The 15,574-nt window shown below is 68.0% G+C and carries 15 protein-coding genes; 6 read left to right on the top strand and 9 right to left on the bottom strand.

All coding sequences use genetic code 11. The features are described 5' to 3' along the window. Nucleotides 1–88: 88 nt before the first annotated feature. The 3 genes from QMZ26_RS08055 to QMZ26_RS08045 form a co-directional block, all read right to left on the bottom strand. Nucleotides 89–235 (bottom strand): hypothetical protein, encoded by a 147-nt coding sequence (locus QMZ26_RS08055; RefSeq protein ID WP_283221131.1) that lies wholly within the window; start codon nucleotides 233–235, stop codon nucleotides 89–91. 75 nt (nucleotides 236–310) lie between these two features. Continuing rightward, nucleotides 311–751 carry a hypothetical protein gene (locus tag QMZ26_RS08050; RefSeq protein ID WP_283221130.1) on the bottom strand — a complete coding sequence of 147 codons (441 nt, stop codon included), beginning with the start codon at nucleotides 749–751 and terminating at the stop codon, nucleotides 311–313. A gap of 90 nt (nucleotides 752–841) precedes the next feature. Continuing rightward, complete coding sequence (locus tag QMZ26_RS08045) at nucleotides 842–1,906, bottom strand: RNA repair transcriptional activator RtcR family protein (RefSeq protein ID WP_283221129.1); 1,065 nt, start codon at nucleotides 1,904–1,906, stop codon at nucleotides 842–844. 187 nt (nucleotides 1,907–2,093) lie between these two features. Between QMZ26_RS08045 and QMZ26_RS08040 the strand changes: the two genes are divergently transcribed. The 4 genes from QMZ26_RS08040 to QMZ26_RS08025 all read left to right on the top strand — a co-directional run bounded on the left by QMZ26_RS08040 (nucleotide 2,094) and on the right by QMZ26_RS08025 (nucleotide 7,073). Next, the gene (locus QMZ26_RS08040) at nucleotides 2,094–3,641 is read left to right on the top strand and encodes a VWA domain-containing protein (RefSeq protein ID WP_283221128.1); all 1,548 of its coding nucleotides are present in this window, start codon (nucleotides 2,094–2,096) and stop codon (nucleotides 3,639–3,641) included. 515 nt (nucleotides 3,642–4,156) lie between these two features. Next, complete coding sequence (locus tag QMZ26_RS08035; RefSeq protein ID WP_079224263.1) at nucleotides 4,157–5,383, top strand: RtcB family protein; 1,227 nt, start codon at nucleotides 4,157–4,159, stop codon at nucleotides 5,381–5,383. An 83-nt stretch (nucleotides 5,384–5,466) separates the two neighbouring features. Beyond that, nucleotides 5,467–6,483 carry an RNA 3'-terminal phosphate cyclase gene (rtcA, locus tag QMZ26_RS08030; protein WP_283221127.1) on the top strand — a complete coding sequence of 339 codons (1,017 nt, stop codon included), beginning with the start codon at nucleotides 5,467–5,469 and terminating at the stop codon, nucleotides 6,481–6,483. Between the two features lie 143 nt (nucleotides 6,484–6,626). Continuing rightward, entirely contained in the window at nucleotides 6,627–7,073 is a 447-nt protein-coding gene (locus QMZ26_RS08025) for a universal stress protein (RefSeq protein WP_079224261.1), read from the top strand. A gap of 102 nt (nucleotides 7,074–7,175) precedes the next feature. Here the strand turns inward: QMZ26_RS08025 and QMZ26_RS08020 are convergent, their stop codons facing one another. Together QMZ26_RS08020 and QMZ26_RS08015 are read right to left on the bottom strand one after the other, a co-directional pair. Beyond that, nucleotides 7,176–7,619, bottom strand: a complete 444-nt coding sequence (locus tag QMZ26_RS08020) for an AraC family transcriptional regulator (RefSeq protein ID WP_283221126.1) — start codon at nucleotides 7,617–7,619, stop codon at nucleotides 7,176–7,178. A gap of 108 nt (nucleotides 7,620–7,727) precedes the next feature. Then, nucleotides 7,728–8,012, bottom strand: coding sequence for a DUF2782 domain-containing protein (locus QMZ26_RS08015; RefSeq protein ID WP_079224259.1), 285 nt, complete (start codon nucleotides 8,010–8,012; stop codon nucleotides 7,728–7,730). A gap of 97 nt (nucleotides 8,013–8,109) precedes the next feature. Between QMZ26_RS08015 and polA the strand changes: the two genes are divergently transcribed. Next, a complete protein-coding gene (gene polA, locus QMZ26_RS08010) occupies nucleotides 8,110–10,884 on the top strand; it encodes a DNA polymerase I (RefSeq protein ID WP_283221125.1) in 2,775 nt (924 codons plus the stop codon). Nucleotides 10,885–11,198: 314 nt separating this feature from the next. Beyond that, nucleotides 11,199–11,672, top strand: coding sequence for a YetF domain-containing protein (locus QMZ26_RS08005; protein ID WP_079224257.1), 474 nt, complete (start codon nucleotides 11,199–11,201; stop codon nucleotides 11,670–11,672). Nucleotides 11,673–11,826: 154 nt separating this feature from the next. On the opposite strand, the gene hemF is transcribed toward QMZ26_RS08005, so the two are convergent. From hemF to QMZ26_RS07985, 4 genes are all read right to left on the bottom strand, one after another. Continuing rightward, the gene (hemF, locus tag QMZ26_RS08000; RefSeq protein ID WP_283221124.1) at nucleotides 11,827–12,723 is read right to left on the bottom strand and encodes an oxygen-dependent coproporphyrinogen oxidase; all 897 of its coding nucleotides are present in this window, start codon (nucleotides 12,721–12,723) and stop codon (nucleotides 11,827–11,829) included. A 39-nt stretch (nucleotides 12,724–12,762) separates the two neighbouring features. Continuing rightward, nucleotides 12,763–14,361, bottom strand: a complete 1,599-nt coding sequence (locus QMZ26_RS07995; protein ID WP_283221123.1) for a hypothetical protein — start codon at nucleotides 14,359–14,361, stop codon at nucleotides 12,763–12,765. A 190-nt stretch (nucleotides 14,362–14,551) separates the two neighbouring features. After that, nucleotides 14,552–15,115 carry a hypothetical protein gene (locus tag QMZ26_RS07990; RefSeq protein WP_283221122.1) on the bottom strand — a complete coding sequence of 188 codons (564 nt, stop codon included), beginning with the start codon at nucleotides 15,113–15,115 and terminating at the stop codon, nucleotides 14,552–14,554. Nucleotides 15,116–15,145: 30 nt separating this feature from the next. Further along, nucleotides 15,146–15,565 (bottom strand): NUDIX domain-containing protein, encoded by a 420-nt coding sequence (locus QMZ26_RS07985; RefSeq protein ID WP_079224252.1) that lies wholly within the window; start codon nucleotides 15,563–15,565, stop codon nucleotides 15,146–15,148. Nucleotides 15,566–15,574 lie beyond the last annotated feature (9 nt).

Raw genomic sequence — 15,574 nt, 5'->3', positions numbered from 1 at the left:
GCCTCTACGGGTAGGTGCCAACCTTGGTTGGCACGGTGCCGCCGCGTGTGTGAAGCAGCCGAGCATGGCTCGGCTCTACAGAAGGGCATCAGCGGCCCGCCGCCTGCTCTGCGTTCTCACGCAGGGCCAGCTGCTTGCCCACCTGGTAGCCGCCATAGAACATCACCAATGCGGCGGCGACGGCCAGCACGATGGCCCGTGGGGTGACCTTTGATGGCGGCTTGCGGTCCTGCATGCGCGTGCTCCCCGATGGCGGCGGCGTGCCGCGCGGCCATCATGCGCCGCGGCCGGCGGCCGGGCAAGCGCGGCGCTACGGCCCCGCCGGGCGCCGTACCTGCTCCCAGTCCAGGCCGAATTTCGCCAGGTATTTGCGCAGGCGGTCGGCGTCGTTGGTGCTGGCGCGCTGGGTGCGCGACACCGCAAACAGCTCGCGGCCGGCCGCTGACAGCGACTTCGCGTGCGCGCAGACCCGCACCACCTCTTCCAGCTGCACGCGGTCGAAGCGGTCCAGCTCATCCACGGCCGGGCCCAGCAGCGCCTCCAGCGCTGACGGCGCCTGGCCGCCGCGCCATTGCTGGCGCAGGCGCGCGATCTCATCATCGACGCCTTCGATCTGGATGCGCCCGGCGTTGGCCAGCGTCGCCAGGCGCATGATCGATGCCCCCAGATCGCGGAAATTGCCGCGCCAGGCCGCCTCGGCACTGGTGGCGAAGGCCAGGTAGCGCGTGCGTGCCTCCACGTTGAAGCGCACCTGCGCGTGCTGCTGCTGCGACCAGCGCTGCAGCTCGAACTCGATGTTGGGCTCGATGTCCTCCCTGCGCTGGGCCAGGCCGGGCAGGTGCTAGGTCCACAGGTTCAGGCGCGCCAGCAGGTCTTCGCGGAAGCTGCCCTCCAGCACCGAGTGCTGCAGATCGCGGTTGGTGCCCGCAATCAGCTGGAACTCGCTTTCCACCTCGCGGTCGCTGCCCACCGGCAGGAAGCGCTTCTCTTCCAGCGCACGCAGCAGCATGGCCTGTTCGTCCAGGCCCAGCTCGCCGATCTCATCCAGGAACAGCAGGCCCTGGTGGGCAGAGCGCAGCAGGCCGGCGCGGTCGGACGAGGCGCCGGTGTACGCGCCCTTGGTATGCCCGAACAGCGTGCTCATCGCGCCGTCGCCGCGCAGGGTGGCGCAGTTCACCTCGACAAAACGGCCGGGCAGCTGGTGCTTGAGCTTCTTCAGCTCGAACACGCGCTTGGCCAGCTGGCTCTTGCCCGCGCCGGTGGGGCCCATCAGCAGCATCGGCGCGCGCGAGCGCGTGGCCACGGTTTCAATCTGCGCGATCATCGCGTTGAAGGCCGCATTGCGCGTGGCGATGCCACTCTTCAGCAGGTCGCGGTCCTGCAGTTGCTGCTGGGCGAATCGCTGGGCGATGTGGTCGTAGCGCGACAGGTCCAGGTCGATGACCGCGTAGCTGCCGGCCGCGCCGTCCTGCTTGCGCGGCGGCGAGGTCTGCAGCAGGCGGCCGGGGAAATGCCGGCTCTCGGTGAGCAGGAACCAGCAGATCTGCGCCACGTGCGTGCCGGTGGTGATGTGGACGTAGTAGTCCTCCTCCTCCGGCTGGAACGGATAGCTGGCCAGGAAGTCGTGCAGGGTCGCGTAGACCCCTTCGAACTCCCAGGGATCTGCCAGGTAGGTGTCGTGACGCCGCACCTCCAGCCCGGGCGCCATCTGCTGCAGGTCCTCGCAGACCACGCGGGCAAGCTTGGCGTAGCGGCGCTCGTCCAGCAGCAGCTCGATGCGGTCGGGCAGGAAGTCCTCATGCATGCCCAGCGACACCGTGGGACGCCATTTCTGCCAACGACCCGGACCCTCGCCCGCGTCGAGCTGGGTGCCGAGCATGCCGAAGACTACCTGCCGACGGGACATATCCATTCCTATAAAAGACGCGCGCTGAATATATATATTCAGCGCGGTCAATGGGTGGGTGTTGCGCCAGAGATCAGGCGAAATCCAGAAAAAACAATGAGTTGATGCGTCATTGAGAAAGTTGGCACGGCCATTGCTCTATCCCTCCCAAGACACGAAGCGGGCTGTTCCCGCTGAGGACACCACGATGGCCAACCTGACGCTCTTCTCCACCCCGCGTGCCCCGGCACTGCCGCCGGCCACCACCGTCAATGAAGCCGGTGGCCTGGCCTACCGCCGCGACCCGCGCGCTGCCCTGGCCCTGTATGCGGCCACCGGCTGCCTCAACAACACGTTCTACAGCGCTGCCGACGCACAGCTGCAGCAGGTGCTGGCGCTGACCGCGCAGGTCGAGCCGCGCTTCATTGCCCGCACGGCGGTCTATGCCCGCCAGGTGGCGCATATGAAGGACATGCCGGCGCTGCTGCTGGCCGTGCTCAGCCTGCGCGACCCGGAGGCCTTCGCCCAGGTGTTTCCGCGGGTGGTCGACAACGGCCGCCAGCTGCGCACCTTCGTGCAGATCATGCGCAGCGGCCAGGTCGGCCGCCGGTCGCTGGGGTCGCTGCCGAAGCGCTTGGTACGCGAGTGGATCCAGCAGGCATCGGCGGAAACCCTGGTGCGTGCGGCCATCGGCCAGCAGCCGTCGCTGGCCGACCTGATCCGCATGGTGCACCCGAAGCCGGCCGATGCCGAGCGCAAGGCGCTGTATGCGTGGATCGTCGGTCGCCCGTACGAAGAGGCGCAGCTGCCGGCGCTGGTGCAGGCCTACGAGGCGTTCAAGCGTGACCCGCGTGGGCTGCCGCCGGACCTGCCGTTCCAGTACTTCAGCACGCTGCCGCTGGATGCGGCGCAGTGGTCGGCGCTGGCGCGCAGTGCGTCGTGGCAGTCGATGCGGATGAACCTCAACACGTTCGCCCGCAACGGCGTGTTCGATGACCCGGCGATGGTGTCGGTGATCGCAGCGCGGCTGCGTGATCCGGCCCAGGTGCGCCGCGCCCGGGTGATGCCGTACCAGCTGCTGATGGCCTACCAGGCCAGCGCCAGCCTGCCGCAGCAGATTCCGGAAGCGTTGCAGGACGCGATGGAAACGGCCACGGCGCAGGTGCCGGTGCTGCCGGGCCGGGTGGTGGTGGCGGTGGACGTGTCCGGTTCCATGCAGTGGCCGGTGACCGGCTACCGCAAGGGTGCCAGCTCGGCGGTGCGCTGCGTGGACGTGGCGGCGCTGATCGCGGCCTGCGTGCTGCGCGGCCAGCCGCTGGCCACCGTGCTGCCGTTCGATACCGAGGTGCGCCCGGTGCGGTTGAACCCGCGCGACAGCGTGATGACGCTGGCAGCGCAGTTGGCGATCAATGGCGGTGGTACCTCGGTCAGTGCACCGCTGGAACACCTCAACCGTCGCCGCGAGCAGGTCGACCTGGTGGTGCTGGTGTCGGACAACGAGAGCTGGCGTGACACCCGCAGGGGCGGCGCGACGGCCACGATGCAGGCCTGGGATGCGCTGAAGCAGCGTTGCCCGCAGGCACGGCTGGTGTGCATCGACCTGCAGCCGGTAGCCAGCAGCCAGACCGTGCAGCGCGAGGACGTGCTGCACATCGGCGGCTTCAGCGATGCGGTGTTCGACCTGCTGGCGCAGTTCGCGCAGGCACCGGGCGATGGCAGCGGCTGGGTCGAGCGCATCGAGGACATGCCGCTGTAAACACGATGTTGGAAGGCGGCAAGGATGTCGCCAGGGACCGCCCGGCTGGCAATGGGGCCAGCCGGGCAGGACCAGGAATTCACGTTTTTCGCGGTGAATGCTGGTGGAACTACATGGGTTGTCCCTTCGGGGTCGGGTTCGAATCCCGCGTGTCCTGCCGGTTGTGGGGAGACGATGTTCCACCGCTCTTTGTCACCGCACCTGTTTCAACGCCGGCACTGCGAATGCCGGAGGAACTACAGCCTTCTAAGCTCCGGGTCGCGGGTTCGAGCCCCGCCCGCTGTGGCAACACAGCGGTAGCTCAGTGGTAGAGCAGGATGTTCCTCCACCCCTCGTCGCATTGCCGGCACCTTCGCTTTCGTTGCGCGGGGAATGCAGGCCGAACTACATCGGTAGCCCTTCAGGGTCGGGTTCAAGTCCCGGCCGCCTGCCACGGCAACGTGGCAGGCGGAATGTTCGGCCAACTTTGTCACCGCACCTTCTTTGTTTTGTATTGGATGAAAGAAAACATCACCATGACCACCTTGAACCATGACGTGATCCAGCAGCCGGGCGCTGCACCCATCAAGCTGTGGACGCGCGGCGTGCCGCTGGAAGACCAGGCACGCGAGCAGCTGCAGAACATCGCCAGGCTGCCGTTCATCCACAAGTGGATCGCGGTGATGCCCGACGTGCACCTGGGCAAGGGGGCAACCGTGGGCTCGGTGGTGCCGACCGTGGGCGCCATCATTCCGGCTGCGGTGGGCGTGGACATCGGCTGCGGCATGATGGCCGTGCGCACCACGCTGGATGCCAGCGACCTGCCGGACAACCTGTCGGCGGTGCGCAGCGCGATCGAGCGGGCCGTGCCGCATGGCCGCAGCGTGACCCGTGGCGGCCGTGACAAGGGCAGCTGGGACACGCCGCCGGAGCTGGCCATCGAAGGCTGGAAGCAGCTGGTCGATGACTTCGCGCTGATCTGCGAGCGCCACCCGCGCCTGAAGAACACCAACAACCTCAAGCACCTGGGCACCCTCGGCACCGGCAACCACTTCGTCGAAGTGTGCCTGGACCAGGACCAGCGCGTGTGGTTCATGCTGCACTCCGGTTCGCGTGGCGTGGGCAATGCCATCGGCACCTACTTCATCGAACTGGCCAAGCAGGAAATGCGTCGCTGGATGATCAACCTGCCCGACCAGGACCTGGCGTACCTGCCCGAGGGCAGCCAGCACTACGGTGACTATGTGTTCGCGGTGGAATGGGCGCAGCGCTTCGCACGCATGAACCGCGAGGTGATGATGCGCAACGTGGTGGCGGCCGTGCGTACGGTCATCAGCAAGCCGTTCGAGGCCCAGGCCGAGGCGGTGAACTGCCACCACAACTACGTCAACCGCGAAGTGCACTTCGGCAAGGAAGTGATGCTGACCCGAAAGGGCGCGGTGAGTGCGCGCAAGGGCGAGCTGGGCATCATCCCGGGCAGCATGGGCGCCAAGAGCTTCATCGTGCGCGGGCTGGGCAACGAGGACAGCTTCCACAGCTGCAGCCACGGTGCCGGGCGCGTGATGAGCCGCACACAGGCGCGCAAGCTGATCACCGTGGATGAGCACGCCAAGGCCACCGCGCACGTGGAATGCCGCAAGGATGCGGAGGTGGTGGATGAATCGCCGGCGGCCTACAAGCCGATCGAGGCGGTGATGGAGGCCCAGCGCGATCTGGTCGAGATCGTGCACACGCTGCGCCAGGTGGTGTGCGTGAAGGGATGAAGCGGGCCGCGCGCGGCGTACACTGCGCCGCGCGCGGCAGGACGGCCTGCAGACGAAACCGCAGGCATGGAGGAACAGAACAGATGGACATGATCGAACTTGATGGCGGGCACGGCGGCGGACAGCTGCTGCGCTCGGCCCTGACCCTGAGCCTGTGCACCGGCATCGGCTTCACCCTGCAGAACATCCGCGCGATCCGCCGCAAGCCCGGGCTGATGCGCCAGCACCTGACCGCGGTGAATGCCGCGGCGCGGGTCGGCAACGCCTGCACGCACGGTGCCACGCTGGGCGCGACCTCGCTGCGCTTCGAGCCGGGCGTGGTGAGCGCGGGCGACTACCACTTCGCCACCGGCAGTGCCGGCTCGGCCACCCTGGTCCTTCAGACCGTGCTGCCGGCGCTGTGGCGCGCGCAGGGGCCGTCGCGGCTGCGCTTGGAAGGTGGCACCCACAATCCGCTGGCGCCCAGCGCTGATTTCATCGCCGACAGCTACCTGCCGTCACTGGCGCGGATGGGCGTGCAGGCCTCGCTGCAGCTGCTGCAGCACGGCTTCCACCCGGCCGGCGGCGGCGTGATCGAGCTGCAGGTGCAGCCGTGCGGGACGTTGCAGGTGCCGTGCATGGAGCAGCGCCCGGCACTGGATTCGATGCAGGCGCAGGTGGTGATGTCCGGCCTGTCCAGCAGCATCGGCCTGCGCGAACTGCAGGTGCTGGCCGATGAACTCGGCGTCGACCCGCACCCGCGCCACGTGCAGTCGGTGCGGCCGGCACTGGGCCCGGGCAACGTGGCGATGGTGCGCGTGCGCCACGGCGACCACGTGGAAGTGTTCGATGGGCATGGCGAGCGCGGCGTGTCGGCCGAGCAGGTGGGCGCGCGCCTGGCGGGCCAGGTACGCACTTACCTCAGCGGTGGCGCGTGGGTCGGCGAGTACCTGTCCGACCAGCTGCTGTTGCCGATGGCCCTGGCCGGGGGCGGCAGCTTCACCACCCACGTCATCAGCGACCACCTGGCCAGCAACGCGCGCCTGATCGAGAAGTTCCTGCCGGTGGAATTCGACTGGCAGCCGCATGCAGGGGGCTGGCGGGTCACCGTCGAGGCCTGAACACGCCGCCGGGCATGGCCCGGCGCTGCCGATGGGCACGGGCATCAATCCCGCGCCAGGATTGATCCTGCTCAAGGCGCGGCGTGCACATCCGGTGTGCAATGGTGATGTTCCCAACTGGCACCCCGCCAAGGAGGCCCACCATGTACACCCGCATCCTGATCGCCACCGACGGCTCCGAGCTGTCCGACAAGGGCCTGGCCAAGGGCCTGGAGCTGGCGAAGGATCTCAACGCCGAGGTCGATATCGTGACGGTCTCCGAGCCGTGGGCGGTGGGCATGTACGACGCCATGGGCTGGAGCGTGGGCTACATGAACAGCCCCGAATACAAGGCCGACCGCGAGGAAGGTGCGCAGAAAGTGCTGCAGCCGGCACTGGCCAAGGCCGCCGAGCAGGGCATCCGCGCCAACCCCATCCATGTGCTGGACCGCTACGCCGCCGACGGCATCATCGAGACGGCCGGCGAGCGCAACAGCGACCTGATCGTGATGACCTCGCACGGTCGCCGCGGGGTGACCCGCGTGCTGCTGGGCAGCCAGACGGCCGAAGTGCTGGCACGCAGCACCCTGCCGGTACTGGTCATCCGCTGATCAACATCCACTGATCCGCGCGTTCCCGGGGAGGGGACCTGGTGCCGGTACGCAGGATGCGTGCCGGCACCCACTTCCTCCAGGCCGTCCCAGCGGGTCCGCTCAGGACAGCAGCGAGCCCCGTGCGCGCTGCCGGCAGGCCTGCCGCCAGTCGGCCGGCGACATGCCGAACTGCGCCAGGAACGCGCGCTGGAACTGGCGCTCGGACGCGAAGCCGACTTCATAGAGCAGCCAGGTCAGGCGGCAGCCCGGCTCCCGGGCCAGGTGGCGGTGCGCCAGCCAGGCCCGGCATTCACGGATGTAGCGCGCCACCCCGCCGTGGGCCTGGAACAGCCGGTAGACCGTGGAGCGGGACATCGCGAAGGCGTCGCAGATCATCTGCTCGCCCAGCTCGCAGTCGCCCAGGTGGGCATCGATGTAATCGACGATGCGCAACAGGCGCGGGTCGGCCGTGCCGCCGCAGGTGACGCGCTGGCGAGCGCTGCTGCGGCGCAGGTCGGCGGCAAGGGATGCAACCACCGAAGGGGTGGCCTGTTGCAGGGTCATGGCAGCGTGATCCCGGCCCACCTCCGGGGCCTGTCATGGGATCAACCGGCAGATGCGTCGGGAACCTATCACCGGCCGGCTGCGCTGACGGAGCCGGCCGCGGATGCATCACCAGCTGTACAGCTTCCAGTACACCGGCGAGACGCCGTCCTTGTCGTTGTCCATGCGGCCATCGCCGTTCTTGTCGTACATGTAGAACGGTGCGCCGCGCGACGGGGTGACCTTGACCATGCGCAGCTGGCCGGACACGCGGTATTCCTCGATGACATCGCCGTTGTCCATGGTGCGGCTGGACACATCGGCGCCCTTCACGTCCACCGGGGGAGCGCCTGCACCGCCCATGCTGGCGCAGCCAGCAAGCAGCAGCAGGGAAGCCAGCATCAGGGTCTTCATCGGCAGGGCCTTCGCATCGATCGGACCTTGATTATGCCCCATCGACGCGTCGCGGCCGTGTCGCCGCGGTGCAGGCACGGGCGCGTAGAATCGTCGCATGAGCAGATTAGTCCTGATCGACGGGTCCAGTTACCTGTACCGCGCGTTCCACGCGCTGCCGCCCCTGTCCAATGCACAGGGCGAGCCCACCGGCGCGCTGTTCGGCGTGGTCAACATGCTGCGCTCGACGCTGAAGGAGCGCCCGGCCTACGTCGCCTTCGTGGTCGATGCCCCGGGCAAGACCTTCCGCGACGACCTGTACGACCAGTACAAGGCCAACCGCCCGCCCATGCCCGATGAACTGCGCAGCCAGGTCGAGCCGATGTGCCGCATCGTCGAAGCGCTGGGCATCAGCATCCTGCGCATCCCCGGCGTGGAAGCCGACGATGTGATCGGCACGCTGGCCCTGCAGGGCGTGGCGCAGGACCTGAAGGTGACCATTTCCACCGGTGACAAGGACTTTGCCCAGCTGGTGCGGCCGGGCATCGAACTGGTCAACACCATGACCGGCAGCCGCATGGATTCGGACGCGGCGGTGATGGACAAGTTCGGCGTGCGCGCCGACCAGATCATCGACCTGCTGGCGCTGATGGGCGACACCGTGGACAACGTGCCCGGCGTGGAGAAGTGCGGCCCGAAGACCGCCGCCAAGTGGCTGGCCGAGTACCAGCACCTGGACGGCGTCATCGCTGCCGCGCCGAGCATGAAGGGCAAGATCGGCGAGAACCTGCGCGCCGCGCTGGAGCGCCTGCCGCTGAACCGCGAGCTGGTGACCATCCGCACCGACGTCGAGCTGGACGCTTCGCCGGCCACCCTGGCCCTGCGCGAGCAGGACGTTCCGGTGCTGACCGAGCTGTATGCCCGCTATGGCTTCACCCAGGCGCTGAAGGAGCTGGGCGGCCCGCTGCCGGCACCGGCCGCCGCCAGTGAAGCCACCCCGAGCCTGCGTGGCACTGCCGCCGGCTTCGCCCGGGGCAGCGCCGAAGCGCCGCCGGCCGCCGGGATCGACCCGGCGCTGTCCGCGCCCGGTGAGTACGAAACCGTACTGGCGACCGAACAGCTGCAGGCCTGGGTGGAGCGCGTGCAGCAGGCCACGCTGATCAGCTTCGACACCGAAACCGATGCGCTGGACGCCATGCGCGCGCGCCTGGTCGGCATCAGCCTGGCAGTGGAGCCGGGCAAGGCCGCCTATATCCCGGTCGGCCACGATTACCCGGGGGCTCCCGCCCAGCTGCCGCTGCAGCAGGTGCTGGACGCACTGCGCCCGGTGCTGCAGGACCCGGCGAAGCAGAAGCTGGGCCAGCACGGCAAGTACGACCTGCACGTGCTGCGCCGCCACGGCGTGGACGTGCAGGGCTACCACGACGACACCATGCTCGAGAGCTTCGTGCTCAATTCCACCGCCACCCGCCACGACATGGATTCGCTGGCCCTGCGTTACCTGGGCTACAACACCATCAAGTTCGAGGACGTGGCCGGCAAGGGCGCCAAGCAGATCCCGTTCTCGCAGGTGGGCATCGACGAAGCCAGCCGCTATGCGGCCGAGGACGCCGACATCACCCTGCGCCTGCACCATGCGCTGCAGCCGCAGCTGCTGGCCGAACCGGCGCTGGACAGCGTGTACCGCGACATCGAGATGCCGCTGGTGCCGGTGCTGGCCAGCATCGAAGCCAATGGCGTGCGCATCGATACCGATGAGCTGCGCCGGCAGAGCCACGACCTGTCCTCGCGCATGCTGGCCGCGCAGCAGAAGGCCACCGAGCTGGCCGGGCGCAGCTTCAACCTGGATTCGCCCAAGCAGCTGCAGGCGGTGCTGTTCGACGAGCTGAAGCTGCCGGCGGTGGTGAAGACCCCGAAGGGCCAGCCCAGCACCAATGAAGAAGCGCTGGAGGCGATTGCCGACCAGCACGAGCTGCCGCGGGTGATCCTGGAATACCGCGGCCTGGCCAAGCTGCGCAGCACCTACACCGACAAGCTGCCGGAGATGGTCAACCCGGACACCGGCCGGGTGCACACCAGCTACCACCAGTCCGGCGCCGCCACCGGCCGCCTGTCCTCCTCGGACCCGAACCTGCAGAACATCCCGATCCGCACCGAGGACGGCCGCCGCATCCGCCGTGCCTTCGTCGCGCCGGAGGGCTTCCAGCTGCTGGCGGCCGACTATTCGCAGATCGAGCTGCGGATCATGGCCCACCTGTCCGAGGACCCGGGCCTGGTGCGTGCCTTCGAGCAGGGCGCCGACGTCCATCGTGCCACCGCCGCCGAGGTGTTCGGGCGCACGCTGGAAGAGGTGACGCCCAACGAGCGCCGCGCCGCCAAGGCCATCAATTTCGGCCTGATGTACGGCATGAGCGCCTTTGGCCTGGCCCGCAACCTGGGCATCGACCGTGGCCAGGCGCAGGATTATGTGGCGCTGTACTTCAGCCGCTATCCGGGCGTGCGTGACTTCATGGAGCGGATGCGCCAGCAGGCGCGTGACCAGGGGTATGTGGAAACCCTGTTCGGCCGCCGCCTGTACCTGAATGACATTCATGCCCGCAACCAGGGCCTGCGTGCCGGCGCCGAACGCGCGGCGATCAACGCGCCGATGCAGGGCACCGCGGCGGACATCATCAAGCGGGCGATGGTGTCGGTGGACCAGTGGCTGCACGACAGTGGCGCCCCGGCGCGGATGATCCTGCAGGTGCACGATGAACTGGTATTCGAAAGCGAGGCCGGTTTCACCGAGGAACTGCGTAAAAACGTGATCGAGCGCATGTCGCAAGCGGCGCAATTGCGGGTGCCGCTGGTCGTTGATACCGGTGTTGGGGTTAACTGGGACGAGGCGCACTGATTCGCATTCAGGCTAAAAATGCCATGAATGGTTCATTTGTACGATTTATCTGACTCGAAGATGAATGTTTTGGGTATCGGCCTACAATAAATTGGGCCCCTTCACGAACCGTTAGTGTTCGGGGTGTTTCTATAACTCTCGACAGGCGCAACGCCTGTCGTGGATCTCTCCCATCCCCTGGAGCAGATCTAGGAACGGGGGCTCCTCCCCAAGCGCCCGTTCCCCGGCCCCGTTGACCTCCCCCTGGTCAGCGGGGCTTTTTATTTGTGCGCTGCTGCGCCACGCTGGGCCATCGCTCCGCAGGGGAAGCCGCAATGCCCGATCTGTTCGCACTGGCGATGCCGTGGTGGGAATTCGTCCTGCGCGCGGTGGTGGTCTATGCCGTCGTGCTGGGCATGGTCCGGCTCAGCGGCAAGCGCGCGCTGGGGCAGATCACCCCGTTCGATGTGCTGCTGATCGTGCTGCTGGGCAACGCCGTGCAGAACGCGCTGCTGGGCACCGACACGTCGCTGGGCGGCGGCCTGCTGCTGGCGGCCACGCTGATCCTGCTGAACTATGGCGTGGGGTGGCTGACCACGCGCAACCGGCGCATGGAACGGCTGATCGAAGGCGAGCCGGTGGTGATCGCGCGCGACGGGCGCCTGCTGGAGGCCGTGCTGCGGCGCGAGCTGGTCAGCACGGCCGATTTCGAAGCCGCGCTGCGCCAGCAGGGCTGCCTGCGCGTGGAGGATGTCGAGCTGGCGCTGCTGGAAACCACCGGCCACATCACCATCATTCCGAAGAAGTAGCCTCCGTAATGTCGCACGCGCTCGACGGTGCGTCCCGCTCCGGTAGAGTCGAGCTTGCTCGACTGCCGTTGGCGCAGTGCGAAAAGCAGTCGAGCAAGCTCGACTCTACGGGCATTGCGCCACACGCATTGATAGCGTCGAACGCGGCGTGGCCTCACACCCAGTCGCGCGGCACCAGGTAATCGGCCAGGCGCGCTTCGGCGCTGCCGGCTTCCGGAGTGAAGCCATATTCCCAGCGTACCCGCGGCGGCAGGCTCATCAGGATGCTCTCGCTGCGGCCGCCACTCTGCAGGCCGAACAGCGTGCCGCGGTCGTAGACCAGGTTGAACTCCACGTAGCGGCCACGACGGTACAGCTGGAATTCGCGCTCGCGCTCGCCGTGCGCGGTGTCCTTGCGCTGCTGCACGATCGGCAGGTAGGCATCGAGGAAGCCGTCACCGACCGCGCGCAGGTAGGCGAAGTCACGCTCGAAATCGCCGTGCAGGTCATCGAAGAACAGGCCGCCCACGCCACGCGTTTCGTTGCGATGGCGCAGGAAGAAGTACTCGTCGCACCAGCGCTTGTGCGCGGCGTAGCGCTCCTCGCCATACGGCGCGCACAGGTCGTGGGCCACCTGGTGCCAGTGCTGCACGTCCTCATCGAAGGGATAGAACGGGGTCAGGTCGAAGCCACCGCCGAACCAGCTGGCCACCACCTCACCATCGCGCTGGGCCTGGAAAAAGCGCACGTTGGCGTGGGTGGTCGGCACGTAGGGGTTGAGCGGGTGGAACACCAGCGACACGCCGGTGGCGCGCCAGGAGGCGCCCGCCAGTTCCGGCCGGTTGGCCGAGGCAGACGGCGGCAAGCGGCTGCCGGACACATCGGAGAAGCCGATGCCGGCCTGCTCGAACACCGCACCGTCGCGCAGCACGCGGGTACGCCCGCCACCGCCCTCGGCCCGCTGCCACAGGTCTTCCTGGAAGCGGGCCTGGCCGTCGGCGGCCTCGATGGCCGCACAGATGCGGTCCTGCAGGTCGGTGAGGTAGGCGCGTACGCGCTCGAAATCGTTCATGGCGCGTACTTTACCGCAGCGCCCGGGCAGGCAAGCCCCTTACTGCTTGTGGTTGGGGGTGCGCGGCGCCGGTCTGGTGCGTTCGTCGCCTGCAACCTGCTCCTGAACAGCGCGGTCCAGCGCCTGGCCCAGTTCCAGCAACCCCCAGTTGCGGGTCGCCAGCACGTCGCACGCCACGTGGCGGCCACCCGCATCTGCGTCGCAAAGGCTTTGAAGCATGGGGCGCACGTCCACCCTGCTACTGTTTTCCATGACGCTGGCCAGATTTTCACAACCCTCGCGGATGCCGGCCTGGCAGACCTTCTGGTAGTGCTCGCTCGCCTCGACCCACTTCCCGCCCAGCGCGGCGCGACTGCCCAGCACGTGGCAGCCCTGCATCCTGCCGGCCGCGCAGCAGGCTTCGGCTTCGCCGTCGATGGGCGCACGCGGGCAATCCTGCGGGAACGGCACCGCGTCGAACACCAGCGGTGCGCTGCACTGCGCATCGCCCGGCTGCCGCTGGAAGCGCTCGAAGCGAAGCCATTGATCCAGCCCCAGCAGATCGCCGTTGGGCAATGGCTGCAGCACGTAGTCACCCCCCAGCTCGTGGCGCATGCGGATCTGGCCGTCCTGCACGCGTGCACGCACCCGCGAGCCGTAACCGACCTCCACCATTCCGCCGTCGCCGAACGTCAGTTCGTCCAGCAGCCCGCCGGAGGCCGCATAGTGGCCGCATGGCACGGCGCTGGCGGCCTGCGGCACCAGCTCCCCACCCAGCTGCAGCAGTGCAGCCGCCTGCCGGCAGGACGTCTCGTCGCCGCCGTCGCAGGCCACCTGCAGCGCCGCCCGGCCATCCTGCAGATTGCCGGCGGTCCACTGCAGCGTGGCGACCTCCTTGCAGAAGTCACTTCCACCCACCTGCTTGCAGAGCCCCTGCAGGCGTTGTAGTCGCGCATCCGACAGAGCGGGCTTGGCGGCAGGCGAGAACACTTCAACCATGCTGGCCGCCATCGAGGCCGTGCGAATGGCAGTGGCGACGGCCTCGACGAGCTCCGGCCGCTCTTCCAGAATGGCCATGCAGGCCTCGGCGTCGGCCGCAGGATCATCATCGCGACACTGGCGGGGGAAATCCATCTCCGCCATGGCCTTTTCCATGGTGGCCTGTATCACGGCAATCTGTGCTTCGGACGGCGTATCGCTGCCGGGAGGCTGGTCAGCCTCGCGATAGCGCTCTGGCAGGGCCTGGCAGAATCGCGGAACACCTTCGGCGCAGGCCGATTCGACTGCCGGCAGGCTCAATTCATGGTAGCTGTCGAGGCAGTGCTGCGCGTCTGCCAGGCAGCTGCCTGACGCATGCTCTACCGGTGGCAGGCACGCAGCCGGCTGGGTCAGGCGGTAGCGTTTGCTGTCCTTCTGCAGAACGCGACCATCGCGCTGGACCTCCAGTTCAGAGACGAGGCCGAAGGTGAGATCAACCAGGCTGAGACTGCCTTCGCTGCGCTGGACGACGAAGGGGCGGTCGGACATGTAACTGCCTTTCTCAATCCCGCGGTCGGGGCCGTCCACGCGCAGCTGGGTGCCTCCGCCTTCTGCTTCGAATACGCCACAGCGCGGCAGGCCGGATGCAGCTGCGTGCTGGGTGCAGAGCAGCAGGAACAACAACGCGATGCAGGCCGGGATCGCGGAGCGCGGAGCGGAAGCAGACATGTCGGGACCACAGCAGAAAGACGCGGGCCACGATAGCCAGCCCGACCCGATCCGCAATCAAACCCGCTGGAACGCTTGTCCTGCGGTCACGATGCCTGCGCCGGGCAGGTCGTTCGCGTCAAAAACGCCAGCAGCCAGCGCGTCAGCGGAAGCGTGCGCGCATGTCCGGCCGCAGCAGGCGCCAGGCCAGCCAGCCCTGCAGGCCGGCAAACAGCACGGAACTTCCCAGCAGGGTCACGGTGAATATCAGGCGCTGCATGTCCAGTTCACGGGCCATCGACGGGTCGTCGGCGATCAGCGCGAACACCTGGCGCAGGACGCGGTCGAACCACCAGGTGATGACGAAGTTGGCCAGCGCGCTCAACAGCAGTGCCCAGACATAGGCCCACAGTCCCCAGCGCCGCTCGTGCCACAGCCCCCAGCTGGCCAGCGTGGACGCCAGGCAGACCAGGGCGGCCAGCAGCGATGCGGACACCGGGTGGACCAGCATCCACCACAGGGTGCGGTCCAGGCCGTGTTCCCAGGCCAGGCTGGCCAGGTGCTGCCACAGCGGCAGTGCGGCCAGGGGTATCGCCACCAGTGCCTGCAGCAGGCAGTAGACGGTCAGTACCAGGCACAGCCAGAACGAACCCTGCGCCAACGGCTTCAACCAGTTAGTGCGGGCGGCGGTGGGCGCGGCGGGGATGGGGGGAATAGGCACTGACATCCATTGTCCTTGCAGGCAGGGCCCGCGTCTTCAGTGGGGCGTCGCCAGGGCGGCGACCGCCGGCAGGATATGGTGTTCGCTCAGGGGTGCCAAGCGCAGGCCGTGCGGCGGCCGCAGTGGAACCCAGGCCAGTTCGGCGATTTCCGCGCGTGCGGCTGGCGTGCCCAGCACCTGCACCCACCAGGCCTGGGCCTGTACGCGGTGGCCGGGCTCGTTCACCGCCCAGTCCTCGAACGTGCCCAGTGCGATGGCGGTCCCGGCGCGCAGCTGCACGCCGAGTTCTTCGTCCAGCTCGCGGGCCAATGCCTGCAGCGGCGCTTCACCCGCTTCGGGCTTGCCGCCGGGCTGGATGAAACGGTCGGCGCCGTGCTTGCGCACCACCAGCGCGCGACCGCGGTCATCCACGATGACCGCGGCCACGATGTGGATCGTGGCCGCGTCGCGGCTCATGCCAGCCGG

The sequence above is a fragment of the Stenotrophomonas sp. PFBMAA-4 genome, from assembly GCF_030053215.1.
Classification (GTDB): Bacteria; Pseudomonadota; Gammaproteobacteria; order Xanthomonadales; family Xanthomonadaceae; genus Stenotrophomonas.
The sequence above is the reverse complement of the archived record's forward strand: the minus strand, read 5'-3'. Positions and strand labels throughout refer to the sequence as shown.

Bases quoted from the DNA above. Each gene is read 5' to 3' on its own strand.
- QMZ26_RS08055 (WP_283221131.1), bottom strand. From the start codon at position 235: ATGCAGGACCGCAAGCCGCCATCAAAGGTCACCCCACGGGCCATCGTG.
- QMZ26_RS07990 (WP_283221122.1), bottom strand. From the start codon at position 15,115: ATGTCAGTGCCTATTCCCCCCATCCCCGCCGCGCCCACCGCCGCCCGC.
- QMZ26_RS08035 (WP_079224263.1), top strand. From the start codon at position 4,157: ATGACCACCTTGAACCATGACGTGATCCAGCAGCCGGGCGCTGCACCC.
- rtcA (WP_283221127.1), top strand. From the start codon at position 5,467: ATGGACATGATCGAACTTGATGGCGGGCACGGCGGCGGACAGCTGCTG.
- QMZ26_RS08025 (WP_079224261.1), top strand. From the start codon at position 6,627: ATGTACACCCGCATCCTGATCGCCACCGACGGCTCCGAGCTGTCCGAC.
- QMZ26_RS08045 (WP_283221129.1), bottom strand. From the start codon at position 1,906: ATGTCCCGTCGGCAGGTAGTCTTCGGCATGCTCGGCACCCAGCTCGAC.
- hemF (WP_283221124.1), bottom strand. From the start codon at position 12,723: ATGAACGATTTCGAGCGCGTACGCGCCTACCTCACCGACCTGCAGGAC.
- QMZ26_RS08015 (WP_079224259.1), bottom strand. From the start codon at position 8,012: ATGAAGACCCTGATGCTGGCTTCCCTGCTGCTGCTTGCTGGCTGCGCC.
- QMZ26_RS08040 (WP_283221128.1), top strand. From the start codon at position 2,094: ATGGCCAACCTGACGCTCTTCTCCACCCCGCGTGCCCCGGCACTGCCG.
- QMZ26_RS08020 (WP_283221126.1), bottom strand. From the start codon at position 7,619: ATGACCCTGCAACAGGCCACCCCTTCGGTGGTTGCATCCCTTGCCGCC.
- QMZ26_RS07985 (WP_079224252.1), bottom strand. From the start codon at position 15,565: ATGAGCCGCGACGCGGCCACGATCCACATCGTGGCCGCGGTCATCGTG.
- QMZ26_RS08005 (WP_079224257.1), top strand. From the start codon at position 11,199: ATGCCCGATCTGTTCGCACTGGCGATGCCGTGGTGGGAATTCGTCCTG.
- polA (WP_283221125.1), top strand. From the start codon at position 8,110: ATGAGCAGATTAGTCCTGATCGACGGGTCCAGTTACCTGTACCGCGCG.